Here is a 26,532-nt window from a genome sequence, read left to right on the forward strand (position 1 = left end):
AGTCAAAATCGTCGAGTATAAATATATACTAACGTTCGATATCCCAGTGCAGCGGGAACATCGGATCGAAAACAGTCACGGGACCGGCGCCCGTTTCTCTCTTCGTGGGAAGTACCAGAGGCTCGGCATGCTTGACGAGCGTGATCCGTTCTTCGTTGGCCGGCAGGCCATACCAGGCAGGGCCGTTCAGCGATGCGAAAGCCTCAAGCTTGTCGAGCGCATTGTCCTGTTCGAAGACATGCGCAAGGCAGCTCATCGTATTGATCGACGTATAGATGCCAGCACAACCGCAACCGCATTCCTTCAGCGGATCGACATGCGGCGCGGAATCGGTTCCGAGGAAGAAGCGGCTATCGCCGCTGACGGCTGCGGCGCGAAGAGCCAGGCGATGATTTTCCCGCTTGGCGACAGGCAGGCAGTAGTAATGCGGGCGGATGCCGCCAACCAGGATGGCGTTGCGGTTGATGATCAGGTGATGCGTGGTGATCGAACCGGCGAGATTGGCCTTTGCCGACTTGATGTAGTCGATGCCATCGGCCGTCGTGACGTGTTCCATTGTCACCTTGAGTTCCGGCAACCGCTTGCGCAGCGGATCGAGCACCGTGTCGATGAAGACCGCCTCGCGATCGAAGATATCGACCTCCGGCGTGGTCACTTCCCCGTGGACACAGAGCGGAAGACCGATCTTCGCCATACGCTCCAGAACCGGCATTGCCTTTTCGATATCGCGCACGCCGCCATGCGAGTTCGTGGTTGCGCCGGCCGGGTAGAGCTTGACTGCGGTGATCAATCCACTCGTCTTGCCCGCCTCGACGTCGTCGGGGTTGGTGTGTTCGGTGAGGTAAAGCGTCATCAAAGGCTGGAAACGATCGCCCTCCGACAGCGCCGCCATGATGCGGCTGCGATAGGCTTCCGCGTCCGCGGTGGTGACGACAGGCGGAACCAGGTTCGGCATGATGATCGCGCGGGCGAAATCGCGGCTTGTGTCGCCGATCACGCCTTCGAGCATCGCGCCATCGCGCAGGTGAAGGTGCCAGTCATCAGGGCGGCGGATGGTGATCGATTGCATGGCTGTAACTCCGGCAAGGCTGACCTGTAAGGCTCGCCCGCGGCATTATCACTCCGCCACCTCTTCTGGCAAACAGTTTGCCAGCAAAAAGTCAGGCCGGGGGCCCGAACTGGTTCGCGCCGGGGGTGCCTTCGCTGATGTACCAGTAGAGAAGTATGATGGCGCCGATGAGCGGGATCAGGCCAATGAAGATCCACCAGCCGGACCGATCGACATCATGGAGACGTCGAACGGTGACCGCCAGCATCGGCAGCAGTGTTCCGAGTGCGAACAGGGTGCTGAGGATCTCGTGACCGAACAGAAGGTAATCGACAAACGCCAGAACGAAGGAGGCGAGGACGCTGAAAAGTGTGAACCACCAGAATTCAGAGCGCCGGGCGCGGCCTTTGAACACCGCATAGTTCGAGAAAACGGACGTAACGGCTTCCGTGAAATCCATCAGCTTCCCCCAAGGTAACAAAATTCAAAGTTGCAGATGGTGAAGCTTGCAACGATTCGCTGGCGCTTGCAATGTTGGGGGAAATCAGGCGATTTCGAGCGTTACATCCGCAGGGCGGCGATTACCGAGGATCAGACGCCCGTTCGGAAGATCGTTGTCATAAACCTTGGCGCTCGCCTCTTCCTCGCTGAGCTTGTAGCCTCGCCAACGCGCCCACAGGCGCTCTTCGAGAACCTCGATCGGCGGCGCGAGCATGATCGAGTACCCGAACACACCTTCCAGTTCCGCCCATTTTCCCTGGCTGAAAAGCAGGTAGTTGCCCTCGACGATGATAAAGCGGTGCTCGGGCGAGACGGAGCGGGCAGAGGCAATGGCAAGCTCGCGGGACCGATCGAAAACCGGCACCAGTACTTCCTGATCGGCACGCTGCACGGCGCGAATGATATCCAGAAACCCCCTGACGTCGAAGCTTTCGGGCACGCCCTTGCGCGCCAGCATGCCGCGCTCGATCAGGATCGCATTGTCCATGTGGAAGCCATCCATGGGCAGGACTTCCGCACTCTGGCCAACGGCGCGCAGCGCGTCGGCGAGATTGTCAGCCATGGTGGATTTGCCGGCGCCGGGCGGACCGGCAATGGCGACGAGAAAGCGCTTCGCGTCGCCGGCGCGGGTCACAACCTCGCCGGCGATATCCTTGATGTTGTCGCTCATGCAGCAACCGGCTCCGTTGGAACAGACTTGGCGCCGGTCATGAACGCGACGGCGTCCGACATGGTGTATTCCTTGGGATCGATGACCGTCAAGCGACGCCCCAGCCGGTGGATGTGGATGCGGTCCGCCACTTCGAAGACATGCGGCATGTTGTGCGAGATCAGCACGATCGGAATGCCGCGAGAGCGGACATCGAGGATCAGCTCGAGAACCTTGCGGCTCTCCTTCACCCCGAGGGCCGCCGTCGGCTCGTCGAGGATGATGACCTTGGAACCGAACGCAGCGGCACGCGCCACGGCGACACCCTGGCGCTGGCCGCCAGAGAGCGTTTCGACCGCCTGATTGATGTTCTGGATGGTCATCAGGCCCAATTCCGACAGCTTCGTTCGGGCGCGTTTTTCCATCTCGGGGCGATCGAGCATACGGAAGACGCTGCCGAGCACACCGGGTTTGCGGATCTCGCGACCGAGGAACATGTTGTCCGCGATCGACAGAGCCGGAGACAGGGCAAGGTTCTGGTACACAGTCTCGATGCCGGCCTCACGGGCTTCCATCGGAGACTTGAATTGCACCTGCTTGCCCTGAAGCCTGATCTCGCCATCATCAGGCGTGATCGCGCCCGAAATCGCCTTGATCAACGATGACTTGCCGGCGCCGTTGTCGCCGATCACCGCCAGGATTTCGCCCGGGTAGAGATCGAAGTCGGCATTGTCGAGCGCCGTGACGCGGCCGTAACGCTTGACCAGTCCGCGTGCGTAAAGGATGGGTTCGTTTGCCATGATTACACCGACACCTTTCTGATCCACTGGTCGATCGCGACTGCGGCGATGATAAGCACGCCGGTCAGCAGCACCTTCCACTGCGGATCCGCGCCCAGCATGTTGAGACCCATGGAGACGACGCCGACGATCATGGCGCCGAAGAGAGTACCCAAGATGGAACCGCGGCCACCGAAGAGCGAGATGCCGCCGATCACGGTCGCGGTGATTGCCTGGAGGTTATAGTCGGTGACGGCGGATGACGGCGAAATCGAACCGTTGCGGCCGATCGAGACCCAGGCGGCGAAGGCGGCGATGACGCCCGAAATCGTATAAACCGTCAGCAACACGGTCTTTGTCTGGATACCGGACAGCTTCGCGGCTTCCGGATCATCGCCGACGGCATAGACATGCCTTCCCCAAGCCGTGTGATTGAGGATGTACCAGAGACCGAGAACCAGCAGCACCATGGCGATGACGCCAAGCGTCAGAACCGCGCTGCCAACCCGGAAGCTGATCGCAAAAAGGTGGAGCATCGGCGCCTGCGCGTCGACGTCGGTATCGCGTATCGTCTCATTGGCCGAATAGATGAAGTTCGTCGCCATGACGATGTTCCAGGTGCCGAGCGTCACGATGAACGGCGGCAATCGCATGTAGGCGACGAGGAAGCCGTTGAGCAGGCCGCACAGGCCGCCGACGACCATCCCGAGGAGCACGGCAATCGGCGTGGGAATGCCGTAGGTGATGGCACAGTTGCCCATGATGACGGCCGAGATCACCATGATGACGCCGATCGACAGGTCGATGCCCGCCGTCAGAATAACCAGTGTCTGGGCCGCGCCGAGAATACCGACGATGGCGATCTGCTGCAGGATAAGCGTCAACGTATAGGACGAGAAGAACCGCCCGCCGATCGCGATGCCGAAGATGATGATTGATAGCACCAGCACGATCAGCGGCACCGCCGCCGGGGTCGAATGCAGGAAGTGCTGGGCGCGCTTTAAAAGTGAGACGTCCTGATGATCGAACGACGCGACGTTCTTGTCGCTGCCGTCGAGAACCCGCTCGAATTCTTGTGCTCCGGTCATTTTTCCTCCTCCGCTTTCGCGCCGAACCGCGCGCGGAAGCTGGTGCGCTCTTCCATTCCGGTCTTGCTACGCCGGTTCTTGAGACAACAGCTGATGGTCGGGTCGAGAACGGCCGGGGTCAAGCCCCGGCCGGCAGTGATGCTAGATCGCGGGGCTTAGCCCCAGCACTTCGCAGTGCCTTCCTTGACGTCGATCGACTTGACGCCGGAAACCGGCTTGTCGGTGACGAGGGATACGCCGGTGTCGAAGAAGGACTTGCCTTCCGTCGGCTTCGGCTTTTCGCCGCTGTCGGCGAACTTCTTGATCGCTTCGACGCCGAGAGCGGCCATCATCAGCGGATATTGCTGCGAGGTCGCACCGATGACGCCATCAGCGACGGACTTGACGCCCGGGCAGCCGCCGTCAACCGAGACGATCAGCACGTTCTTTTCCATGCCGACGGCCTTCAGCGCCTGATAGGCACCAACCGCGGCTGGCTCGTTGATCGTGTGGATGACGTTGATGCTCGGATCCTTCTGGAGAAGGTTTTCCATGGCCTTGCGGCCGCCTTCTTCGTTGCCGTTGGTTACGTCGTGACCAACGATACGCGGATCATCTTCGTCACCGATCTTGTTCGGATCCTTGGGGTCGATGCCGAAACCGATCATGAAGCCCTGGTCGCGCAGAACGTCGACGGTCGGCTGCGATGGCGTCAGATCGAGGAAGCCGACCTTGGCATCCTTGGCCTTGTCGCCCATGGTTTCCTTGGCCCACTGGCCGATCAGCTTGCCGGCGAGCAGGTTGTCGGTAGCGAAGGTCGCATCGGCGGCATCCGCCGGATCAAGGGGCGTGTCGAGAGCGATCACGAGGAGACCCGCATCGCGTGCCTTCTTGACGGTCGGGACGATACCCTTGGTGTCGGACGCAGTGATCAGAATGCCTTTCGCGCCATCGGCGATGCAGCTTTCAATCGCGGCAACCTGGCTTTCGCTGTCGCCATCGATCTTGCCGGCGTAGGCCTTGAGGTTAACGCCCAGCTCCTTGGCCTTGGCCGTCGCGCCTTCCTTCATCTTGACGAAGAAGGGGTTCGTATCAGTCTTGGTGATCAGGCAGGCGGAAACATCGGCCGCCATTGCCGGTGCCGAGAATGCGACACCGAGGGCCAGCGCGCCGAGCGCTGCGGAAAGCACTGATTTCTTCATTGACTCCTCCCAGAGTTATATCGGCCGCCCCATGGCAAACCGCAATTTCACGAGCGCGAACCGGTATTCGGACTTCGCCGGTGGCCTCTCCTGACCCGGTCCGCGCCGTTGACAGGGCTAATTAAGGGCAAAAGAATTTGGCTTGTCAATAAATAAATCCAATTGAATTATTAATTCGCTGTGGCATGCTCGTCGAAAATAGCGCATAGGCCAATAAACGGGAGGAGTGGCCAATGTCGTCCATAGGGGCTCCGGTTCAGACACCGGCCCAGCTGCCGATTCTCAGTCCGGCCGGCGGCGCGAACCAGATCAGGGTGCGCGCCTACAACGAACGGCTTGTGCTGTCGCTGGTGCGCCTTTACGGCTCCCAGTCGAAGGCGGATATCGCACGTCGTACGGGTCTTTCGGCGCAGACCGTATCGGTGATCATGCGGGCGCTTGAGAAGGAAGGGCTGCTTTCGCGCGGTGAGCCGGTGCGCGGCCGTGTCGGCCAGCCCTCGATTCCGATGCGGCTCAATCCCGATGCCGTCTACTCCTTCGGCGTGAAGATGGGACGCCGCAGCGCCGATCTCGTGCTGATGGACTTCGTCGGCCGCATAAGGATGCAAAAGCGCCAGACCTATTCCTATCCGCTGCCCGAAGAGTTTCTGAACTTCATCACGACGGGGATTCAGGAGCTGGAGGCCCGCCTCGACGAAGGCCAGCGCAGCCGCATTGCCGGGGTGGGCATCGCGGCCCCCTTCGAACTCTGGAACTGGGAAGAAGAGGTCGGCTCACCCAAGGGCGCGATGGACGTCTGGCGCGACGTCGACCTGCAGACCGAGGTCGCATCGCGCATTGCCCATCCTGTCTTCCTGCAGAACGACGCGACCAGCGCCTGCGGCGCGGAGCTGGTGTTCGGCGTCGGCCCCTCTTACCCCGACTTCGTCTATTTCTTCATCGGCTCGTTCATCGGCGGCGGCATCGTTCTCAACTCGGCGATCTTTTCAGGCCGCACCGGCACGGCAGGCGCCATCGGCCCCCTGCCCGTTCGCGGCAAGAACGGCGAAACGCTGCAGCTTCTCGAGGTCGCCTCCATCTTCGTGCTCGAAAACATGCTTCGCGAGCGCGGGATCGATCCGCAGCCGCTGTGGTATTCGGCCGACGACTGGGTCGATTTCGGCGAGCCACTGGAAGAGTGGATCCAGGATGCTGCGAAGGCGCTGGCACAGGGGATCGTCGCGGCAGCCTCCATCATCGACTTCAGCGCCGCGGTCATCGACGGCGGCTTTCCCGCCTGGGTGCGCGAGCGCATCGTGCGGGCGACGATTGCCGAAGCCGACAAGCTCGACCTGCAGGGCGTCGTGATGCCCGACATCATCGAGGGGGCGGTCGGCGCGCAAGCGCGCGCCATCGGTGGCGCCAGCCTGCCGATCTTTGCGCGCTATCTCACGGACCAGAACGTACTCTTCAAGGAGGTCGACAATGCTGAAGGGACTTAACCCCCTGCTGAGCCCGGAATTGCTATCGACGCTGCGCAGCATGGGGCACGGCGACGAAATCGCGATTGTCGACGGCAATTATCCCGGCGTCGAGGACGCACGGCGGCTGATCCGGCTTGACGGGCACCGCATCATTCCCGTTCTCGATGCGATCCTGAGCGTCCTTCCGATCGACGACTTCGTGCAGGAAGCGATCTTCCGCTCCACCGTGAAGGCGGACCGCGACAAGCTCGATCCCGTCCATGAGGAAATGATCGACTGCTGTGCCCACTACGAGCCGCATCGCCAGGTGGTACCGCTCGTCGGGCAGGAGTTCTACGGGCGCGTCCGCGCCGCGCACGCCCTTGTCCAGACCAGCGAGCCACGGCTCTACGCCAATATCATTCTGCGCAAGGGCGTTATCTATCCCAAGGCGACGGGCGACCACTCCCTTGGAAAGGATGAGATCGACCCGTTCGGCTACTGACCGTCAGATCTCGCCGGCCGACGGACCCCAGACGTCCGTCAGGGCAAAACCGCCCGGATGCGGATCGAATGGATCAAGGGCGACCTGCGACAGGCCAAAGGTGAAGCCGCGGCCCGTGATCGTCGGGATGATCGCCGGGCGTCCCGCAACGGTCGTTTCCGCCAGCAGGCCAACTTCGAACTCGGAATCGATGATCGAACGCGACTTGAAGACGTCGCCGACCTTGGCCTTGCCGCGCGCGTGCAGCGTCGCGAGATTGGCCGAGTTGCCAGTGCCGCAGGGCGAGCGATCGGCGCGACCGGGCCACATCGTCGTGCAGGTGCGCACCGTGCCGTCCGCCTCGATATCGCGGAACATCACATAGGCGACACCCGAAATTGCTGGGATCTCCGGGTGAACGACCGAGACGCTGCGGTTGATCAGATCCTTGAGGACCATGCCCGCCTGAACCAGCGCTGCGGCATTCGACTTCTCTATCTTGAGATTGATCTGGCCGACATCGACAAGCGCGTAGAAGATGCCGCCATAGCAAAGGTCTGCCTGGATCTTGCCCCACTGCGGCGTATCGATCTCGACGTCCAACTCGTGAACGAAGGACGGGACCATGGTGAGCTTCACTTTTTCGCATCGGCCGTCGCGGCACGTTGCCGTCGCCTTGACGAGGCCGGCGGCCGTTTCCAGCGTGACGATGGTTTCCGGCTCGTGCATTTCCACGATGCCGGATTCAAGCAGCGCCGTCGTCACGCAGATCGAGTTCGAACCGGAGCTCGCGTGGGCCTGATCCGGCTGGAGGATGATGAAGGCTGCGTCAGCATCCGGATGCTTGGGTGGCAGCAACAGGTTGACAGAGCCGATCGGGGCGCCACGCGGCTCGAGGCATAGAAACCGCCGCAACTCCTGCCCCTTCGGGTCCGTGTTCAGCCAACGAAGCTGCTCGGCAACCGTCTCACCCGGAATCTTCGGAACGCCGCCGATGGCGACCTTGCCGATTTCACCTTCCGCGTGGACATCCAGCAGCTGGATTGTGCGTTTCCATCTCATCGGTCAACTCCCATAAAAATTGCCGTACGGCGCTTCGCCGACGATCTCAATAGCGGTCGATACGGAACGGAACCATGTCGACGCCGGGCTTGGCGCCAGTCATCATGTCTGCGACTAGCTGCGCCGTCGTCGCGCAATAGGTGAGGCCAAGATGGCCATGGCCGGTGGCGTACCAGATGCCGGGCATCTTCGACGATGCGGAGATGATCGGGATCGTGTCCGGCAGCGCCGGGCGATGGCCCATCCATTCGGTCGTTTCCTCGACCTGCAGCCCCGGTACGGCACGCTGCGCGTGACGAACAAGGACGCGCGGACGACGAAAATCGGGCGGCGCATCAAGGCCCGCGAGCTCGACATTGCCGCCGACGCGAATGCCGCCCGCTGTCGGGGTGATCATGAAGGCACGATGCGGCCAGATCACCGAGTAGCGCATCGAGACGCCGGGCTTCATGATCTGCGTATGATAACCTCGCTCCGTTTCGAGCGGAATCGGCTCGCCGAGCTTTTGCGCCAGGACGCGGGTCTGGACACCCGCCGCAAAGACGACGGAATCCACGGTCAGGCGCTGACCGTTATCAAGGAGCACGACCGTTCCGGCGTCGCTCTTCTCGACATTGCGCACCGCGCCCGAGAGAAAGCCTGCGCCAAGTGCGAATGCCGCATCGGCGAGCTTGACCACAAGGTCATAAGGATTGCGGATCGACTTATTGTCAGGCAGCAAGACCGCCTTGGCGATCGATGGCGACAGCGTCGGCTCCAGGTCGCGGATGGCGGCGCCTGACAGCACCTCGAAATCAAAGCCATAGCGGCGCATCATCTCGATATGGCCGCGATCACCGGCGAATTCGGCTTCCGTCTCATAGATCGCCAGGCAACCTTCTTCGGTCATCAGGTCCGGCGCGCCGATCGCAGAGAGCATTTCTCGGAAATCAGCCAGCGCACGCCGCGACAGGCTCATCCCGGCGTCTTCGATCTGGCGCAGACGGGATGGTCTTCCCGCGGCGATGAAGCGGAGGAACCAGGGAAACATCTTCGGCGCATAGGAAGGACGCAGCCAGACCGGCCCTTCCGGATCAAGCAGCCAGCCGGGGATCTTGCGCCAGGTGGTCGGGCCGGAACCGGCGGCAAAATCGAGCGCGATGCTGGCCATGTTCCCATAAGAGGTCCCGCGCCCCGGTTCCCCCTTGTCGATCAGGGTCACCTGAAAGCCGCGCCGCTGCAGTTCGAAGGCGATCGCGGCGCCTATCACGCCAGCGCCGACAACCGCGACCGTCCGTTTCTGTTCATCCACCATGTCTTCGCCCATCGCTCGGCAACAAAACCGTCGTCGCCCTGACAGCTGATATATCAGAATGGCGGCGATTGCCTATCGGAATTTTGTGGAGACGATGTTGCACGCGTAAGAAGCCGCGGACCCGAAACCGGAGCGACAGAATTTCGCGGTCGCAACGACCGTGGCGTTTGGCAAGCAGTAGCTGGGAAGACGTGCGCTGAATAGAAAAGAGCCCGGTGCGGGAGGAGGTGCACCGGGCTCTTGATCCTGACTGACAACTGGGAGGAGGAGTGTTGCCAGTCCGATGAAGGAGCGCTGGGAGGAGGAGTGCGCTGCCTTCGAGAACATAGATAACCCATCGTTTCGATCAGGAATAGGGAGATTACCGCAATGCAGCAATGCACTTAGCGCAAGGCTATGGTCGATACTTTTCCACGCCCGCTCATTTTTGCAGCATTTTTGATCAATCGGTCAATTCCATGGGCAAAAATCAGCTCCTACGTGTCGACATCACGTAGATTTTTGCGCTTCCCTCCCACCGAGGCCCGCGCGTTATCCCGACAAAAGAATCATCCAGGAAGGTTTTGAGGATGATCCAGAGAAAGGGCGGCACACCGCCGCCCTTTCTCTCGTAAGCTGCCGTTCAATAGCCGTCGCCACACGGCTACCGTCACCATTCGTCGCCGCAAGGCATGCTGCCGTCACCATTCGTGCCGCCGAAGGTGCTCTGGCAGTAGGTGTGCCGCGGTGCCACTGGGGCGGGTGCCCGAACACCGATAGACCCTGTGGTGCCGGTATCGACGCCAAAGGCGGCCAGCGGGTACCAATAGCCGTCAGAATGGCGCCGCATTCCGGGTTTTTCCACACGAGAACCACGATAGCCGTGCCAGTAGACAGCATGCGGGTTGTACTGCACCAACTCGACGTTTGTGGTGCTCGGTAGCGGAAGTTGCTGGAGGGGAGCGGCCTGCGCAGGCGCAAAGGACAGCGCGAGAAGTGCGCCAAGCGGCAGGGCAAGAGAAGCAGAACTGAGCATTTTCATGATAAACCCTCCTTTCGGATTTACATGAAGAAAATGCGTTCTTTCCTTGTAAAGTTCCGCGATCACACGCGACCTCCAGCACTTGTGATCGGCGGCGACTGGGCGTGATTGCAGCCGGCAAGCGCTTGCGGATCGCGATGCCACCACGCTGTTCGGGCAGCATGTCGAAGGGAGCCTTTCAGGGCGAGATCGGCCCCTCAGCGATCATAGACGATGCGATAACCCTGGCTCGAGAGGCAAGCGACATACTGGCGGCGCGCGGCGGCTCTCGTTTGCGCCTCCTCATTGGCGGCGTCGATCGGGCGGTTTGCCATATGCGCCCGCAACTCGTACTGCCTGCGCGCTTCCTCGTACATGAAATTGCCGTCGGTGGCGCAGATGGCGTGTGCGACGCCGGGCAGATTAAGCGGCGGATCAAGCGTGTTGACCGGTGTCAGGACAGGCATATTGTCGACGCAACTCGCAAGCACGGCGACCGATCCGCCAAGAACAAGCGCCCGAGCAAACTTACCCACGATATTCCCTCCGGCCTTGCACCATTTCATACGATAGCGCACCGCCCGCGGGGCAGCGCGAGGCGACAATCGCGCAACAACATTGCGCCAGCCTAGCGGCGAGCTCCAAGATGCTACGATGGCAGGTAGAATTGTCGCTAGCGAACGCGTCCGCGCGAACGCAATCGTCCGATCTCGGCAATCAGAGTTTCAGCGCCAAGGCTGGAGCGGAAGGCGGCGACAACTCGTTCTCGTCCGGCCAGGCTGATTTTTTTCGCCAGTTCAGGCTGCTCGACAAGGGTGCGGATGGCGCCGGCGAGTGCCACAGGATCCCTTGGCGGGACGAGAATGCCGTCTTCACCGTCAGTAATAAGCTCGCGGACACCGCCGGCGTCGGTGCCGATTGTCGGCACTTCGCAGCTCATTGCCTCCATATAGGCAACCCCAAGCGGCTCCTGCCAGCTTGCAAGCGCAAAGATGTGCGCCTCCATCAACCTGCGCCGCACCTCTGCCTCGTTCACGGCGCCAAGCAGCTTCACACGATCGGTGAGCTGAAGATCGCGGATGGTTGCCTCTATAACTGCGCGGAATCCCTGCCCGCCCACGTCGTCTTCACCGGCGATCTCCAGCCCGACATCCATGCCTTCATTGACCAGTTGGCGAACGGCCTGCAGCAAATCCTGATGACCCTTGGCGGCATTCAGGCGCCCACACGAGAAGATCATCACTCGCTCGCCGAGCGCAGCCGGCCGGTAGGCCGATGTGCGGGCAAAGCTATCGGTATCGACACCCATGGACTGCACTACCACCTCGGCAGGCATATCGCGCCCTAGCGCCTGGCGTGCCTGGTCAAGCAGGGTCTTGGTGATCACAGAAGCAAAGGCGGCACGACGCCATTTGAAGCCCTGCCCCGCGCCATAATCGGCAATCGGTCCATGCAACGTCAGGCTATAGGAAAGACCAGTCATGCGATTGGCGAGCGCCGCGATCAAGGCGGCTCGCCCGCACGAATGAACATGCACGTGGTCGATACCGTTGGCGGCACAATGTCTGGCCAGCCGCCGTGCCGAGGAAAGGCACAGCACGGCATCCTGAACCACGGCCGCGCCTTCGCTTCTGATCTCGGTCATCAGGCTACGCAACGGCAGCGAGAAGAGTGCCTGCAGGGTTGCGATCGGCGCGGGCTGGCCCAGATATTTGGTGTTCGCCATCGCCTCGGCGGACCAGCTGTGCGAAATCAGACCGGGCGGAGGCGGACGCGTGCTCAGCACACTGAGATCGACACCGCGTTTCCTCAGTTCGTTGATTTCACGCCAGAAGAAGATGTGGGTCTGCCCAGGAAATTGTGGAACGAGATATGCAATTTTCAGATTTTCACCCATCAAGTCCGTCTCTCTACCGATTTACAAAGAGCTTTGTAAATCAAGACTGCCAAGTCGCACACCTGCACTTCCGGAGGGTACTTGTCAGCGATTGCGGCTACAGGCTTGAGGCGACGACAGTGGATAGGCGGCCCGCAATGATGCTGGCGCCCAGCTGGCTCACGTGATCGTCATCGATATAGAGAGCGCGGCCTTCCATCTGAAGGAGGCAACGGCCTTGACGCAGCGTGTCGCAGAACAGCTCCCTCGGCTTGATCCGGAGCAGATTGGGGTGAGTGCCGATGCCGTCGAGCATGGCATCGGAGCCGGCGTTGCGCCTCTTGTTGACTGCCGAAGCCGTGGAAAGATCGACGTCGTGCTTCAGGCCGAAATACATTTCCTTGGACAGGTAGGCCGGCACGTCCCAGCCAGCTTCAGGGATCTGATAGACCAGCACAACCTTCTTGCCGCGCGCAAGCAGGTCCTTGATATGCTGCTGCACAAGGCCAGCGACCGACCGGATACGGGCGCCAGAATTGTCTTGCCGCGCATCTCCGGCGACCGGCTGCATGTAGCGAACGATCGTGCCCTCGTTGCCACCCTCTTCGTTGTTAAACAGATAGCCGCCGAGATGCGCCGTCCAGCGTGACGCCAACACTACGGTGTCGATCGCCGGGTGGCTGTCGAGGTAGCTCATCGCGTCGGTGTTGAAGCGCAGGCAGCTTTCGCCCGGGATCGAGCTTTCCAGCCCCGGAACCGGCATGCAGCCGGCATGGGTGAACTGCCGGACGCCCGCGCCTCGCGCAGCGAGGACCTTGGCCATCTCCAACGAAATCGCCGCGCCATGGCTATCGCCGTAGATCATCACGGTTTCCGGCAGCGTCGTGTTGTGCCGGCAGGTATCCTGCGGTTCGATATAGTTCCTTTCCGTGCTCAGGCATGGCTGGAACATCGCACTCTCTTCCTTGAAGATCGCCGCGGTATTCAGCGCCTCGTCCGAAAGCCGTCCAGGGAAGCCCTGCTTGAGCTGACCTGCCGCGCCGACCACGAAAATCACCGTGCTTGCGGCAACCGCGCCGGCAAAGATCGTCCTGCGGCTCACCCTGCTGCGATCCCGGAAGGGGCGCTCGACATAACGCCAGCTCGCCCATGCGATCGGCAAGGAGATCAGCGCGACGGCAAGACTTAGCCAAACCGGCGGTTCGTTCAACATTCTGAGCCGCAGGAATGCGAGCAGCGGCTGGTGCCAGAGATAGGCGCTGTAGCTGATCAGGCCCACCCATACCAGCGGCCTGAGGCTGAGCAGACGACCGGCGAGCGAGCCCGAGCGTGCGTACATCAGCACCAGCACCGTACCGATAACGCAGGGCAGGACCAGCAGGCTCGGCGTCTGCCCGCCAGCGGGGAAGAATGCCAGCGATCCGACGATCAGGACGAGGCCCGCGAGCGACAACCAGTCACCATGTCTGGAGGGCGCGTCGGCGGAGCGATTGCGCAGCGCGAGCGCGCCGATCGCTCCGGCAAGAAGCTCCCAGGCACGCGAAACGATCATGTAGAAACCGGCTTCCGGATCGATCGATTGCAGCCATTGCGAACAGAGGATGCTCGCAAGCGTCAGGCCCGCCAGCAGCGGAAGGGTCAGCCGCCGGCCGAAAGTGCGGATGGCGAGCAGCAGCAGCGGAAAGACGACGTAGAACTGCTCTTCGACCGACAAGCTCCAGGTATGCAACAACGGCTTTTGTGCCGACGTCACGTCGAAGTAGCCGGTCTCTATGTAGAAGAGGATGTTCGACGCATAGCTGACCGTGGCCATCAGGCTCTGCGAGAAATCCTTGTAGGCCATGGGCAGCATCCACAGCCATGCAAACGGCAGGCAGGCAAGGATAACCACGAACAGCGCGGGCAGAATGCGCCGGGCGCGTCGCTCGTAAAAATCGACGATCGAAAACCGGTTGCTGTCGATATCGCGGGCAATGATCGAGGTGATGAGAAATCCACTGATGACGAAGAATATATCCACGCCGATGAAGCCGCCGCTGAACAACGGAACGCCCGCGTGAAAAAGGATCACCGGGAGAACAGCAACGGCCCGAAGGCCATCCACTTCCGGACGATACAAATCTGCCCGATCGCCAAGAACACCTGACGTATTGGTCTTCATCAACATGCACGCTTCCCCAGTATTCTGCTAACTGGCGACGGTTACTACAAGAAACAACTTCCACGTGCTGAAGTTCCTCGAGGCAAAGTTAATCAAAAATTTCCGCAAAAGTAGAACCGCGATCAAAGCGCGCAATCCAGGGCTGCTCATACGAAAGCGCCAAGCGCCGTGGCATGGATCCCCCCTCAACAGCCCTGCCCATCGTTGCTTCGACGTCATTGATATATGTGTCTACGGCGGTCGGATACTTCGCATTGACTGAACATTTCCTAGATTCATCGTCACTTAGTTTCTAGTTGCGCATCTGTGCAGGAGCGCGCATAGTCAATTCTTCAGATAGCTATGTTCAGGGCGCTACTGCTTAGGGATCTCCATATCTCTGCCCCGACTGAAAGGAGGACTCATGTCTTCCGAATTACTATCCAAACAACTTACGCCCAAGGATATCGACCTTCTACGGAAGGTGTTAGCTGATGCCGGATATACGGGGGGCCTGTTACCGTGCGGTACCAGGATGAATGTAGCTGGCACGCTTTTGGTCCGTCTCTTCCACGACGGTATGAGGGACCCACGAAATTTCACGGCAGAACTGGAGCACCGTTTTGGGCGACAAGAACCATTGGTAGTGCTGGCCTCTTCGAGCGGACTTCATCGGCATGCAATTCGTGGTCTAGAGACGCGTCACGTGAAGGTAAGGCGCTCGGAGAAACAAAATGGCCTGGCGTAAAAGCCTTACACGCATGGAGACTATTGCTCGCGGCTTAGCCAATCGAGATCAAACTTCGGTCATCTCAAAAGCGATAACCCTCGGTGAAAAGACGAATCGCGACGAGAAGAGCAGTCACCTACGAGCACTTCGTCTAGAACGCGACCGGCTAACCGGTAAAATCCCTTGATGGCAGATTGCCACTCCCACTTTCTTCCGAGGTCTTCCTCCAACGAAACAACGGTTATTCAGACAACCCGTATGACCGCGCGGGGGCGGTCAAGCTTGGCCTCGATCGAATGCCCGCAAGACCATTCGGTTCAGGTCCAAGTGCCGGCGACCCTGCCGGACCTCTGCAGGCGTCGGCAGGGTCGTTCATCACATTGATTTACACGCACTCGAGTGACGGAACCGCTGGCGGTCGCGTGCGTTCTATCACCATCACGTCGGCGCCTTTCCCCGACGTAGTTTGCACGTAGTAACTTTGCCCCGCATGTCTAGCGGGGCTCTTTTGTGCCGCCTCCCGACACTCTGACGGCCCTGGAACCTTCAAGCGCAGAAACAGTTTCACCTCAATCAATAGTAGTTGAATTGGGGAGCGTGGTGCCATCATCGAATTGGGTTACGGTCATCGTCCACCGGCATGGTGAACTACACTCGATTGGCTCTCCCCAAGACGCGCTGCTCATTTTGATTTCGGACTGGCCCAACTTTGAAGGGATCGCCTATATATCAGCTCTGGAAGCGTGCGCTGGCACAGAGGGCGGTGGTGTTTCCTTCCCAGAGGCGCGCGCGGCGTTTCTTCTCGCAGCCGTAGAAGCGGGCGTGTACTTCCAAGCAGCTTAAAGCGGCGACCAGCATCCCGAATACCGGTTTTATTGCTAGATGGCGAAATCAGCGTACACTGCTCCGGCAGAGACCGCTTGAGAGATTAGACGCGCTTTTGCCCAAAGCCAGGAGCGGCACGATGTCACTTCTTAACTTCGTTGACTTGGACGATGACGACTTCCAATCGGTTGCCGATGTTGTTCGTCGTTGGTGCTCGGATGACAACGTCGATCCAGAATCGGAACGCGGGCGCGCGGCAATGCGCGCCGCCGTCGAACACGCGCTGCGGGGAGATAGCGCGTAACGCTGTCCGAAGCAACTAACGCGGCTAACGTCTAAAATGGCGATGGGACCGTTCTGCATGGTGAGCTCGGACGCTCAGCCGATTGCCTAAAATCATTCGGTCGTTTCCAGCGCTGGCCACCCTGTCGATCCGTTGTGGCGCGCTCCCGAGTCGCCCGCGGCACATCGGGGAATCACCTTTCGTTTGAGAGGAAACGTGATGTCAGAGTTCGACTTTGAGCGGCAGTGAAACATTCAGATACTTGGATCGCGCCACGTTGCAGCAATCCGGGAAATCGAAGCGCAGTGAGCGACGCCTGGTAGAACCCTCGTCGGCAAGAGTACGCTGGCGGGCAGCTCGATCACCATAAACGTTTTAGAGACAGGTATCAGCTGCTTAGAAAGCTCTTGGCCAAATCTGAGGCTACACCGCCGCGCCAGAACTAGGTGGGATAGATTTGGTGCCGGACCTGCTTTCCTGGCGTCAAAGACGGCCCAAGTGCTAGCGCCCAAAAGATGGCCTTCGCGAGACCGGCCGCCTCGTCCACGTCATCGATCATGGCAGAAGAATATTGCTTGAGCCAATCGGGCTACGGTGGGGGCTAGTAGAAGCAGTCTCAGACACTCAATCTGCCCCAGCGCGCGCCAGCCCTTTTGGGAACTTCAAGGCTGTTGGCTAAGTGTTTGGAAGAAATGGCGCACCCGAAGAGATTCGAACTCCTGACCCCCAGATTCGTAGTCTGGTGCTCTATCCAGCTGAGCTACGGGTGCGTCTGCAGCGGTGTGTCCCGCTGGCGTGAGCGGTTCTCTAAAGGGTCCTTTGAGCGATTGCAATAGGCTTTTTCAAAAAATAACAGTTCTTGTCACACGAGGCTGGAATCCGGAAATTGCATTACTTTTCATGCAGGGTGCGGCTGCGGTAATCCTCCAGCGAAACCGGGCGATCCGGAATCTCGATGCGGAACTGGGTTCCGACCGATGGTTTTTCCACAAGCGCGATTGTTCCCCCGTGCGCCAGCACGAGTTCGCGCGCGATGGCCAGCCCCAGTCCCGTGCCGCCCGAACGGGCCGAGCCACGGAACGCGGCAAAGAGGTTCTGGCGGGCCTTTGGCGGCATGCCGGGGCCCGTGTCGTCGACGATGATGCTGACAACGCTGCCGACGCGCTGCGCCGAAACAGTGATGCGCTTGACCAACTCGGCATTGCCGGCGTCGCCCATGGCCGTCAGCGCCTGCAGCGCGTTGCGGCAGAGATTGTGGATGACGCGGAAGAGCTGCTCGTTGTCGGCGTCCACCTCAAGGTCCAAGCCCACCTGCTCGACAAACTCGACGCCACTCTGCACGTCGATCGCCAGCATGTCCTTCACATCCTCGATCAGCACCGAGAGCCTGACCGCGCGTCGCCGTGGGGCCGATTCGGTTGCCTGACCATAAGAGAGCACCTCCGTCGTATAGCCGACGGCGCGGTCGATCGTACGCAGCAGCTTCGGCGCGAAACGCTTCACCATGGGATCGTCGACATCGACGAGGCGGTCGGACATGAGCTGCGCCGAGGCGAGGATATTGCGCATGTCGTGATTGATCTTGGAGACGGCCAGCCCGAGGGCGGCAAGATTTTTCTGCTGCTTCAGCGTCTTTTGCAATTCCAGCTGCATGGCGCTCAGATGCCGGCCGGCAACGGAGAGCTCGTCGCGGCCGCCATCGCTCGCGAAAACATGCTCCGGCTTCTCGGGATCGGAGGAGAATTCCTGCATGCTCCCGGTCAGGCGGCGGATCGGATGAATCAGGATGCGGTTGAGCGCGAAGAAGATCAGCGTCGCGGTAAACAGCGAAATCAGGATCGACAGCAGGAAGACGTTGCGGGAATAGAGCAGCATCGCATTGCGCAGATGCTTGTCCTTCATCACCACTTCAACGCCGGTGTTTGTATCCTGGACGGGGCCATAGACGCGGATCATCCTGTCACCGCCGAAGATCAGCGTATCGAGCGCGTCGCCGATGGCCGTCAGCGCCGGTACATTGGTCAGGTCATACTGCTCATCGACGGAGGTCGGCATATCCGAAGTCGCCAGGAGGCGCGAGGTGCCGTCCTTTCGCAGGACGATCGCCTTCGTCCCGGTCGCTTCGAGCGTTTCCTTCTGCAGCGCGCGCGTGAGCTCCACCGGCTGCAGGCCGTCGATCACGATGGCCGCTGCGGCAGCAGCACTCAGCCGCTCGTCCAGCCAGCGCAGGCGCATGGCGCTGACCGACGGGAAGAAGATCAGCACTTCAGCCAGCATGATGCAGACGACGATCAGCCAGAGGAGCTTGCCGGAAAGACCACCGAACAGGCCCAGGGGGCGGCGCGCATTGCTGCCGCCGTCGGAGACGGTCGTGCTTGCGGAAAGTTTGTCTGCTTCGTCAGGGGCCGGCATCGCATTTGTCCACTCGGCGTCCAGCGCCACAGATCGGTCTTCTATAATAAACTATGGAGACGCGTTTTCAAATGTTTGCGAGCAAGTGGCGCGATCCTGACAGCAAAAACACGAACACCGCCCGGAGGCGGCGTTCTCTATCCAATCAGGCGCGTCGGAAATCAGAATTCTTCCCAGTTCTGCTCGGCGACGGCGGCGTTGCCGTTGAATGCACGGGCGACGCTGTTCATGGCGCGGCGTGCAGGCGAAGCGACGGGGCGGTGCTCTTCATAACGCGCGACCGCCACAGGTGCTGCCGCATGTCCGCTCGAGACCTTGAAGCGCGAGATCAGGCGTACGAGGCCATCGGCTTCGGCCGAAAGCTTGTGGGTCGCAGCCGAGGTTTCTTCCACCATCGCGGCGTTCTGCTGCGTGACCTGGTCCATCTGGTTGACGGCGGTGTTGACTTCCTTGAGGCCGGTCGACTGTTCCTTGGCAGCCGTTGCGATCGAATGGATGTGATCGTTGATCGCGTTGACGCGGCGCTCGATCTGCGAGAGTGCCTCGCCGGTCGCCTGGACGAGCTTGACGCCGACCTGAACCTCGTCACCCGACTTGGTGATCAGGCCCTTGATGTCCTTGGCCGCCGTCGCCGAGCGCTGTGCCAGCTCTCGGACTTCCTGTGCAACGACCGCAAAGCCCTTGCCGGCTTCGCCAGCGCGCGCAGCTTCGACACCGGCGTTCAGTGCGAGCAGGTTGGTCTGGAAGGCGATTTCGTCGATCACGTTGATGATCTGGCTGATCTCGCGGGATGCCTGCTCGATGCGGCCCATGGCCTCAACGGCATTGCGCACGACCACACCCGACTTGCCGGCATCATCCTTGGCTTCGGTGACCATCACGCTGGCCTCCTGAGCACGTTCCGTCGAGTTGTTAACGACGGCGGTAATCTCGTCGAGCGCTGCCGAGGTTTCCTCGAGAGCAGCGGCCTGCTGTTCGGTGCGCTTGGAGAGATCGTCGCTTGCCGAACGCAGTTCGTTGGTGTTGCCGTTGAAGGCTTCGGCAGTTTCGCGAACTTCGCGCATCGTCGTCTGCAGCGTCGCAAAGGTGCTGTTGACGTTCTTCTGCAGCTCGGCAAAGGCACCCTGGAAATTGCCATGCATCGTCTGCGTCAGGTCGCCATCCGCAAGGCTGGCGATCACGCGGCGGGTTTCGCCGACACCGCCATCGACGCCCGACAGCAGGTTGTTGATGTTGCCGGCGAACTGGTTGAGGTTCTCGTCGCCGTAGTCCTTTTCGATGCGGCGGCTGAAATCACCGGCGGCAGCGGCTGCGACCACGACCGACATGCTGGACTGCAGGTCGTCGCTCTTGGCGCGCATGGCGGCTTCCTGCGCGTTCATGCGGCGAACGGCCAGACCGTTTTCCTTGAAGACGGCGACGGCTGCTGCCATCTCGCCGATTTCATCCTGGCGTCCGGCGAACGGAACTTCGGCATCAAAATTACCATCGGCAACGTTCTTGATCGCATCCGTGACCTTCTTGATCGGACGGCTGAGCTGCACGCTGCCAATATAAAGACCGAGGCCAACACCGACGGCGATACCGATACCCGTGATGCCAAGCACCAGCCACAGGATCGACGAGCGGAAGCTCTCGACCTGCGCGTTGACGGCATCAAGCGTCGCCTTGTCTGTCGCCACGATCGCATCGATCTCAGCCTGGAAGGCCTTGCGGTTCGCGCGGTTGGCGTCGTTGTTGCCCTGCTCGTTGGCAGCCTGCGGGCTGACCTCGGTGCCAAGCCGTGCGGTCTCGGCGCGGAACGAGCGGAATTCCTTGGCGCGATCCATCAGCTTGCCGAAGGACTCTTTCTGGCTTTCCGGAATGAGAGGCTGCCAGGAGGCAATGACCTGATCGATCTGATCGAGGTCCGCCAGCAGACCTTTCGCGAATGCGCCGGCATCCTTCGTCGTCGGCGCGCCATAGATCCCGCGGGCCTCCATGACGGTCGCAGTCACGAAACGGTTCAACCGCTCGCCGGAGTAGGCGCGCGCGGCGGCATCTTCATAGGCCGACAGGTTGTCGTTATATTCATGAACTGCATAAAGCGCCGTCGCTCCGATCAGCAGTGCGACACCGCACATTGCCGAAACGAGCAAATTGATCTTGCCACTAATCTTCACTGAAAACCCCCACTAGCCACAACGCGCCGAAAAGCACTCCTCCGGCTGATAGCTAAATTTGGCTCAAATAAATTAACGTTAGATTTCGGATGGTTGGCGGGAGAACTATAATAAATTACCCGTGCTTAGTGGTTGCTGCGTATATTTTTGCAGCAGATGCGAGCGGATCGCGCCATATCCGCGCGGAAAGATTGCAGCATGAGAAAAAAATTGTGACTGCCAAAGGTTTAGGCACTGTCACAAACCTTAACGGGTCGCGCGAGATTTAGCATCCTATAGGCGAAACTGGCGGATTCGGCCTGCGATAATTGACTTATTGGATCTTCATCCGTATAAGCCGCCGCACGTCCGGTCATAGTGGCTTTTAGCCCCCGCCCGTTCGAAAAATAACGCTCCTTGCAATATGCAAATTCAAGAAGGGCCGCACTCCGCGGTGTTTAAATAAATGAAGCGTACCTACCAACCATCCAAGCTTGTCCGCAAGCGTCGCCACGGTTTCCGTGCACGTATGGCTACCAAGGGCGGCCGTAAGGTCATCGTTGCTCGCCGCGGTCGCGGCCGCAAGCGTCTTTCGGCCTAAGGCCGGAATTGCCCGATAAGTGATGGCGGGCGAATTGACGACCAAGAATGAAAAAATGACTGCCGGGCGGCTGAAAAGCCGCCCGCAGTTTCTTGCTGTTCGCCAGGGCGAAAAACGCAAGGGTGGTTTCTTCCTGCTTGAGGTGCTCAACCGGAAAGAACCCGACACCGAAGCCCGCGTCGGCTTCACCGTTACCAAAAAACACGGCAATGCGGTCGAACGAAACCGGATGAGGCGACGCCTGAAAGAGGCAGTGCGACTTCATGCGGGGTTTGCAATGCAGCCCGGACACGACTATGTGGTTGTCGCGCGAAGGGACGTGCTTCAGGCATCCTTCAAAGAATTAGCCGCAGAGCTCAAGGCTCGCGTCGAGACCAAGCCGAAACACAAGCGGTCCGGAGACGGACGCTCCAGGAACGTATGATGCAAAACAACCGCAACTACTTCATTGCGATCGCCCTCTCGGTGCTGATCGTTCTCGGCTGGCAATTCCTTTATATGAATCCGCGCATCGAAGCGCAGCGGAAGGCCGAACTGGCTCAGAAGGCCCAGCAGCAGACCGAGCAGGTGCAGACGCCTGCCGCCGGCGGCGCGGGCACGGCCCAGACGAACGGTGCCGCTCCTTCCGGCCAGGCTGCCGCGACGACATCGCTCGCCGACGCGCTTGCCAAGAACCCGCGCGTTACGATCGATACCGCCGCTCTTGCCGGCTCGATCAACCTCGTCGGCGCCCGCCTCGATGACCTGAAGCTCAAGGGCTACCACGAGACCGTGGATGACTCGAGCCCGATCATCACGCTCTTCAGCCCGTCTGAGACGAAAGACGGCTACTTCGCCGAACTCGGCTACATTGGCGACGCCGCCACCGGCAACGTTCCGGGTCCCTCGACCGTCTGGACCGCACCGGAAGGCGCCAAGCTGACCGAAACGACGCCGGTTACGCTCACCTATACCAATGACAAGGGCATCACCTTCGCCCGCACGATCTCGGTCGATCAGCACTACATGTTCACGGTCACCGACAAGGTCACCAATGCGGGCCAGGCTCCGGCGGCGCTGTCTTCCTATGGCCGTGTCACCCGTTACAACAAGCCTGCAGTCGCCTCGACCTACGTGCTGCACGAAGGCTTCATCGGCGTGATCGGCGACAGCCTGCTCGAGAGCAAGTACGCCGCTGTCGAGAAGGAAGCCGTGACGCCGGCAACGGCAACCGGCGGCTGGCTCGGCATCACCGACAAGTACTGGGCGGCAACGATCGTTCCGCCGCAGCAGACCCCGTATGATGCGCGCTTCACGCACTTCACGGATGGTCAGCCGCGTTTCCAGGCCGACTACAAGCAGAACGCCGTTACCGTCGCTCCAGGCCAGTCGCTCGAGCTGAAGAACCTCGTGTTCGCCGGCGCCAAGGAAGTTCCCGTCATCGACGGCTACAAGGATAGCTACCAGATCCCGCGCTTCGATCGCCTGATCGACTGGGGCTGGTTCTACTTCCTGACGAAGCCGATGTTCAAACTGATGGACTTCTTCTTCCGTTACTTCGGCAACTTCGGCGTGGCGATCCTTCTGACCACCATCGTCGTGAAGGCGCTGTTCTTCCCGCTCGCCAGCAAGCAGTACGCCTCGATGGCGAACATGAAGCGCGTGCAGCCGAAGATGGAAGAGCTGAAGGCCAAGTTCGGCGACGACCGCATGGGCCTGCAGCAGGCGACCATGGCGCTTTACAAGGAAGAGAAGATCAACCCGATCGCCGGTTGCTGGCCGATCGCGCTGCAGATCCCGATCTTCTTCTCGCTCTACAAGGTGATCTACATCACCATCGAGATGCGCCACGCGCCGTTCTTCGGTTGGATCCAGGACCTTTCGGCGCCCGATCCGACCTCGTTCATCAACCTGTTCGGCCTGCTGCCGTTCGCCGCTCCGACCTTCCTGCATCTCGGCGTCTGGCCGCTGATCATGGGCGTCACGATGTTCCTGCAGATGCGCATGAACCCGACACCGCCGGATCCGACGCAGGCGATGATCTTCAATTGGATGCCGCTGGTCTTCACCTTCATGCTGGCAAGCTTCCCGGCCGGTCTCGTTATCTACTGGGCCTGGAACAACACGCTATCGGTGATCCAGCAGTCGGTGATCATGAAGCGCCATGGCGTGAAGATCGAGCTCTTCAGCAACCTGAAGGGGCTCTTCAAACGAAAGCCGGCGCCCACCGAGAAATGATGGAAAGCCCCGCTTCGGCGGGGCTTTTCTTTTATGGCTGCGCGACCCTACCTGCTCCCGTGGGGTGACGGTGTTCGCGCGGCCGGTTGACAAAATGACCCGAAACCTGAATGCCATAGGTTCACTGGATTTGGACGTGCTGGAAAAGGCCGAATGACCGAAAACAACGACAAGCCGCTCTTCGGCCGCACGTGGATCTTCATCCGCGGCGTGCCCTCCCTGAAATTCCTGCCGCCGGAAGGACCAGCGGAAGTGGCTTTTGCCGGCCGTTCGAATGTCGGCAAGTCGTCGCTGATCAATGCGCTTGTCAGCCACAAGGGCTTGGCGCGGACATCGAACACGCCGGGCCGCACGCAGGAACTCAACTACTTCGTTCCGGACGGGTATTCCGGCGAAGGCGGCGACCTGCCGCCAATGGCGCTCGTCGACATGCCGGGCTACGGTTATGCGCAGGCGCCGAAGGAACACGTGGACGCCTGGACCAAGCTGGTCTTCGACTATCTGCGCGGCCGCGCGACGCTGAAGCGCGTCTACGTGCTGATCGACAGCCGCCACGGCATCAAGAAGAACGACGACGAAGTCCTCGACCTTCTCGACAAGGCGGCCGTTTCCTATCAGGTCGTCCTGACCAAGACGGACAAGATCAAGCCGCCGGCTGTCGTGAAGCTGCTTGCCGAGACAGCGGAGAAGATCAAGAAGCGCCCCGCGGCCTATCCTGAAATCATCGCAACGTCGTCGGAAAAGAGCGAAGGGTTGGACGATCTCCGAGCTGCCATCGCCCAGACGGTCGGGGTCGCCAACTGGAAGTGAAAGGCGCCCCGGGGTGGAATAGGGCGCCTCTCGGGGCTGCCTGAACTTGCTTACATCTTTGGCAGCAGAACCTTGTCGACCACGTGAATGACGCCATTCGACTGCTTGACGTCCGCGATGGTCACATGTGCAACGTCACCGTTTTCGTCGGTGAGCGTAATCTTGCCCATGCTCTCCCTGGCCTTCAGCACGCAGCCGCCAACGGTCTTGATATCGTGCTCGCCGCCATCTGCCTTGATCATCTTTGCGACGGTCTTGGCCATCGCATCAGCGGCAACGACATGACAGGTCAGGATCTTTGTCAGCTTGGCCTTGTTCTCAGGCTTCAGCAGCGTATCGACCGTACCGGCAGGCAAGGCCGCGAAAGCTTCGTTGGTCGGCGCAAAGACTGTGAACGGGCCCTTGCCTTCGAGCGTCGAGACAAGCCCGGCTTCCTTGACGGCAGCAACCAGCGTTGTGTGATCCTTGGAGTTCACGGCATTCTCGACGATGTTCTTCGTCGGATACATTGCGGCGCCGCCTACCATCGGGTTCTTTGCCTGTGCGGCGAAGGCGAGCGTGGAAACGGCGGTGGAAAGCGCGACGATGCGCAATGCGGACTTGAGCATAATTGTTCTCCTCTTGCGTCCACGTCGGCCAAGCCCAATGCCTGAATGCCGCGAGGACTTGAGGATCTACGGAGCGCCCGCAAAAAGAGTTTCAGAAATAATTATGGCCTGTGCGCAGCGCCGCTGGCAACCACCGGGCCGGTCGGCGCGCCCGTACGTGATCCACCGAACGGTTCGAGGCTGACCGCAAGCGTGGTGCCCTCCCCGAGGGTCGCACGCATATCGGCCGGTATGACAAGTTCCCCGGCCTGTCCCGGCGGGAATATGCCGAGCGATTTAGGCGCTCCATCGGCGGGCACCATCCAGAGCTCGAGCGACTTCTCTTCCGGTTTGCCCGCAGCAACCGGGATGATCTTCATCCGGCCGCTTGCCGTCTCGTATGAAGCCATCAGGTTGATCTGGCTGTTCGGCGCGGACAGTTCAGCGACGAGTGGCGCCCCCGGTTTGGGTGGGGAGACCGTCGCGAATGCAAGAACCAGGGACGCAGCCGCCACCAGAAGCGACGCGGCAGTCAGCGACCGCCAGAACACGACCGAATTCCAGAGGCCCAACGCAGGCGCGCCGCTCGCTTCCGGCACGCCGAACAGGCGTGCTTCGACCTGCTTGAAGGTTTCCTGGGTGGGAGACACGACGTCGTAGTCTTCATTGAAGCTTGAGAGATTTGTTTCCCAGCGACTGACGATGGCGGCAAATTGTCGGTCGCGGCGCATTCGCTCTTCGACTACCCGCCGATCCTTGAAGGAGAGAACACCAAGCACATACTCGCCTGCGAGTACTTCGTCGCGCGAGCGGCCTCCCTTGCTTTGATCCGATGATGTCATCGTTCCATGCACTCTCTCAGCTTCAAGAGGCTGCGTCGCAGCCACGTGCGCATCGTATTCAAGGGTACGCCAAACTGATCGGCGAGCTCCTGATAGCTCAGCCCTTCGACATAGGCCTGTCGGACCGCCGTCGCACGTTCAGCTTCCAACTCTTCCATGCAGGTGTCAATCCGCCTTCCTTCATCGCGCAGCACAGTCTGCGCTTCGGGATCAAGATCGCCATCCGCAAGATCGTACGCCGTGTCCAATTCGTCCGCCACCGGCTTTCGACTGCGCAGCGCGTCAATTGCCTGATTGCGCGCAATTGTCGCCAGCCATGGCGACGGCGCGCCGGTATCAACCGCAAAGACTGAAGCCCGCTGCCAGATCTTGATATAGACTTCCTGCAACGCCTCCTCCGCCTCCACGCGGTCTTTCAGGATACGCAGACAGATGGAAAAAAGTTTCGGGCTGGTGTCGCGATAGAGCGACGCGAACGCTTTTCGATCGCCGAGCGCAACGCGGCCGATCATCCCTGCAATGTCTTCGCTCCCCATGCAG

25 protein-coding genes and 1 tRNA gene are annotated in these 26,532 nt (G+C 60.4%); 8 read left to right on the plus strand and 18 right to left on the minus strand.

The genetic code is table 11. The annotated features are described in order from the left end of the window. Positions 1 to 28: 28 nt before the first annotated feature. The 6 genes from pyrC to QTL94_RS02660 form a co-directional block, all read right to left on the minus strand. Positions 29 to 1,069, minus strand: a complete 1,041-nt coding sequence (gene pyrC / locus QTL94_RS02635) for a dihydroorotase (RefSeq protein WP_065689343.1) — start codon at positions 1,067 to 1,069, stop codon at positions 29 to 31. A gap of 91 nt (positions 1,070 to 1,160) precedes the next feature. Next, complete coding sequence (locus QTL94_RS02640; protein WP_065689342.1) at positions 1,161 to 1,508, minus strand: DUF805 domain-containing protein; 348 nt, start codon at positions 1,506 to 1,508, stop codon at positions 1,161 to 1,163. Between the two features lie 84 nt (positions 1,509 to 1,592). After that, a complete protein-coding gene (locus tag QTL94_RS02645) occupies positions 1,593 to 2,219 on the minus strand; it encodes a nucleoside triphosphate hydrolase (RefSeq protein ID WP_289800504.1) in 627 nt (208 codons plus the stop codon). After that, a complete protein-coding gene (locus QTL94_RS02650; RefSeq protein WP_065689340.1) occupies positions 2,216 to 2,998 on the minus strand; it encodes an ATP-binding cassette domain-containing protein in 783 nt (260 codons plus the stop codon). The genes QTL94_RS02645 and QTL94_RS02650 overlap by 4 nt, the downstream gene beginning before the upstream one ends. Before the next feature lie 2 nt (positions 2,999 to 3,000). Next, positions 3,001 to 4,065: an ABC transporter permease gene (locus QTL94_RS02655; RefSeq protein WP_065689339.1), complete on the minus strand. Its 1,065-nt coding sequence runs from the start codon at positions 4,063 to 4,065 to the stop codon at positions 3,001 to 3,003. A gap of 155 nt (positions 4,066 to 4,220) precedes the next feature. Further along, the gene (locus QTL94_RS02660; protein ID WP_065689338.1) at positions 4,221 to 5,246 is read right to left on the minus strand and encodes a sugar ABC transporter substrate-binding protein; all 1,026 of its coding nucleotides are present in this window, start codon (positions 5,244 to 5,246) and stop codon (positions 4,221 to 4,223) included. Between the two features lie 233 nt (positions 5,247 to 5,479). On the opposite strand from QTL94_RS02660, the gene QTL94_RS02665 reads away from it, so the two are divergent. Then, positions 5,480 to 6,727, plus strand: coding sequence for an ROK family transcriptional regulator (locus tag QTL94_RS02665; RefSeq protein ID WP_065689337.1), 1,248 nt, complete (start codon positions 5,480 to 5,482; stop codon positions 6,725 to 6,727). Beyond that, positions 6,711 to 7,193: an RbsD/FucU family protein gene (locus QTL94_RS02670; protein ID WP_065689336.1), complete on the plus strand. Its 483-nt coding sequence runs from the start codon at positions 6,711 to 6,713 to the stop codon at positions 7,191 to 7,193. The genes QTL94_RS02665 and QTL94_RS02670 overlap by 17 nt, the downstream gene beginning before the upstream one ends. A 3-nt stretch (positions 7,194 to 7,196) precedes the next feature. On the opposite strand, the gene QTL94_RS02675 is transcribed toward QTL94_RS02670, so the two are convergent. From QTL94_RS02675 to QTL94_RS02700, 6 genes are all read right to left on the minus strand, one after another. Beyond that, positions 7,197 to 8,234, minus strand: coding sequence for a 4-hydroxyproline epimerase (locus tag QTL94_RS02675; RefSeq protein WP_289800505.1), 1,038 nt, complete (start codon positions 8,232 to 8,234; stop codon positions 7,197 to 7,199). A gap of 46 nt (positions 8,235 to 8,280) precedes the next feature. Then, positions 8,281 to 9,528 carry an NAD(P)/FAD-dependent oxidoreductase gene (locus QTL94_RS02680; RefSeq protein WP_065690191.1) on the minus strand — a complete coding sequence of 416 codons (1,248 nt, stop codon included), beginning with the start codon at positions 9,526 to 9,528 and terminating at the stop codon, positions 8,281 to 8,283. A gap of 649 nt (positions 9,529 to 10,177) precedes the next feature. Next, a complete protein-coding gene (locus tag QTL94_RS02685; RefSeq protein ID WP_065690190.1) occupies positions 10,178 to 10,549 on the minus strand; it encodes a surface protein in 372 nt (123 codons plus the stop codon). Positions 10,550 to 10,746: 197 nt separating this feature from the next. Then, entirely contained in the window at positions 10,747 to 11,094 is a 348-nt protein-coding gene (locus QTL94_RS02690; protein ID WP_502944094.1) for a hypothetical protein, read from the minus strand. A gap of 107 nt (positions 11,095 to 11,201) precedes the next feature. Further along, entirely contained in the window at positions 11,202 to 12,425 is a 1,224-nt protein-coding gene (gene epsE / locus QTL94_RS02695) for an exopolysaccharide biosynthesis GT4 family glycosyltransferase EpsE (RefSeq protein WP_289800506.1), read from the minus strand. A 97-nt stretch (positions 12,426 to 12,522) separates the two neighbouring features. Then, positions 12,523 to 14,571 carry an acyltransferase family protein gene (locus QTL94_RS02700; protein ID WP_289800507.1) on the minus strand — a complete coding sequence of 683 codons (2,049 nt, stop codon included), beginning with the start codon at positions 14,569 to 14,571 and terminating at the stop codon, positions 12,523 to 12,525. A 1,303-nt stretch (positions 14,572 to 15,874) separates the two neighbouring features. On the opposite strand from QTL94_RS02700, the gene QTL94_RS02705 reads away from it, so the two are divergent. After that, positions 15,875 to 16,117: a DUF982 domain-containing protein gene (locus tag QTL94_RS02705; RefSeq protein WP_289800508.1), complete on the plus strand. Its 243-nt coding sequence runs from the start codon at positions 15,875 to 15,877 to the stop codon at positions 16,115 to 16,117. 121 nt (positions 16,118 to 16,238) lie between these two features. Then, complete coding sequence (locus QTL94_RS02710; protein ID WP_289800509.1) at positions 16,239 to 16,403, plus strand: hypothetical protein; 165 nt, start codon at positions 16,239 to 16,241, stop codon at positions 16,401 to 16,403. Between the two features lie 672 nt (positions 16,404 to 17,075). On the opposite strand, the gene QTL94_RS02715 is transcribed toward QTL94_RS02710, so the two are convergent. The 3 genes from QTL94_RS02715 to QTL94_RS02725 all read right to left on the minus strand — a co-directional run bounded on the left by QTL94_RS02715 (position 17,076) and on the right by QTL94_RS02725 (position 20,956). Further along, positions 17,076 to 17,152: transfer RNA gene (locus QTL94_RS02715), tRNA-Arg, on the minus strand. 121 nt (positions 17,153 to 17,273) lie between these two features. Continuing rightward, on the minus strand, positions 17,274 to 18,794 hold the full coding sequence (locus QTL94_RS02720) for an ATP-binding protein (RefSeq protein ID WP_289800510.1): 1,521 nt from the start codon (positions 18,792 to 18,794) through the stop codon (positions 17,274 to 17,276). A gap of 161 nt (positions 18,795 to 18,955) precedes the next feature. Continuing rightward, positions 18,956 to 20,956 (minus strand): methyl-accepting chemotaxis protein, encoded by a 2,001-nt coding sequence (locus tag QTL94_RS02725; RefSeq protein WP_289800511.1) that lies wholly within the window; start codon positions 20,954 to 20,956, stop codon positions 18,956 to 18,958. Positions 20,957 to 21,401: 445 nt separating this feature from the next. Here QTL94_RS02725 and rpmH point away from each other — a divergent pair, with 445 nt between their 5' ends. The 4 genes from rpmH to yihA all read left to right on the plus strand — a co-directional run bounded on the left by rpmH (position 21,402) and on the right by yihA (position 24,563). Then, positions 21,402 to 21,536, plus strand: coding sequence for a 50S ribosomal protein L34 (gene rpmH / locus QTL94_RS02730; protein WP_065689331.1), 135 nt, complete (start codon positions 21,402 to 21,404; stop codon positions 21,534 to 21,536). Positions 21,537 to 21,558: 22 nt separating this feature from the next. Further along, positions 21,559 to 21,960 carry a ribonuclease P protein component gene (gene rnpA, locus QTL94_RS02735; protein WP_289800512.1) on the plus strand — a complete coding sequence of 134 codons (402 nt, stop codon included), beginning with the start codon at positions 21,559 to 21,561 and terminating at the stop codon, positions 21,958 to 21,960. Next, complete coding sequence (yidC, locus tag QTL94_RS02740; protein ID WP_065689329.1) at positions 21,960 to 23,753, plus strand: membrane protein insertase YidC; 1,794 nt, start codon at positions 21,960 to 21,962, stop codon at positions 23,751 to 23,753. The genes rnpA and yidC overlap by 1 nt, the downstream gene beginning before the upstream one ends. 153 nt (positions 23,754 to 23,906) lie before the next feature. Further along, positions 23,907 to 24,563, plus strand: coding sequence for a ribosome biogenesis GTP-binding protein YihA/YsxC (gene yihA / locus QTL94_RS02745; RefSeq protein WP_065689328.1), 657 nt, complete (start codon positions 23,907 to 23,909; stop codon positions 24,561 to 24,563). Between the two features lie 50 nt (positions 24,564 to 24,613). Here yihA and QTL94_RS02750 read toward each other — a convergent pair whose 3' ends face one another. From QTL94_RS02750 to QTL94_RS02760, 3 genes are all read right to left on the minus strand, one after another. Further along, positions 24,614 to 25,171 (minus strand): fasciclin domain-containing protein, encoded by a 558-nt coding sequence (locus QTL94_RS02750; RefSeq protein WP_289800513.1) that lies wholly within the window; start codon positions 25,169 to 25,171, stop codon positions 24,614 to 24,616. A gap of 101 nt (positions 25,172 to 25,272) precedes the next feature. Then, on the minus strand, positions 25,273 to 25,992 hold the full coding sequence (locus tag QTL94_RS02755) for an anti-sigma factor (protein ID WP_289800514.1): 720 nt from the start codon (positions 25,990 to 25,992) through the stop codon (positions 25,273 to 25,275). Further along, the gene (locus QTL94_RS02760; protein ID WP_289800515.1) at positions 25,989 to 26,528 is read right to left on the minus strand and encodes a sigma-70 family RNA polymerase sigma factor; all 540 of its coding nucleotides are present in this window, start codon (positions 26,526 to 26,528) and stop codon (positions 25,989 to 25,991) included. The genes QTL94_RS02755 and QTL94_RS02760 overlap by 4 nt, the downstream gene beginning before the upstream one ends. Between the last annotated feature and the right edge of the window lie 4 nt (positions 26,529 to 26,532).

This window comes from Rhizobium sp. S96, assembly GCF_030382195.1.
In the GTDB taxonomy this organism is placed as follows: Bacteria; Pseudomonadota; Alphaproteobacteria; order Rhizobiales; family Rhizobiaceae; genus Rhizobium.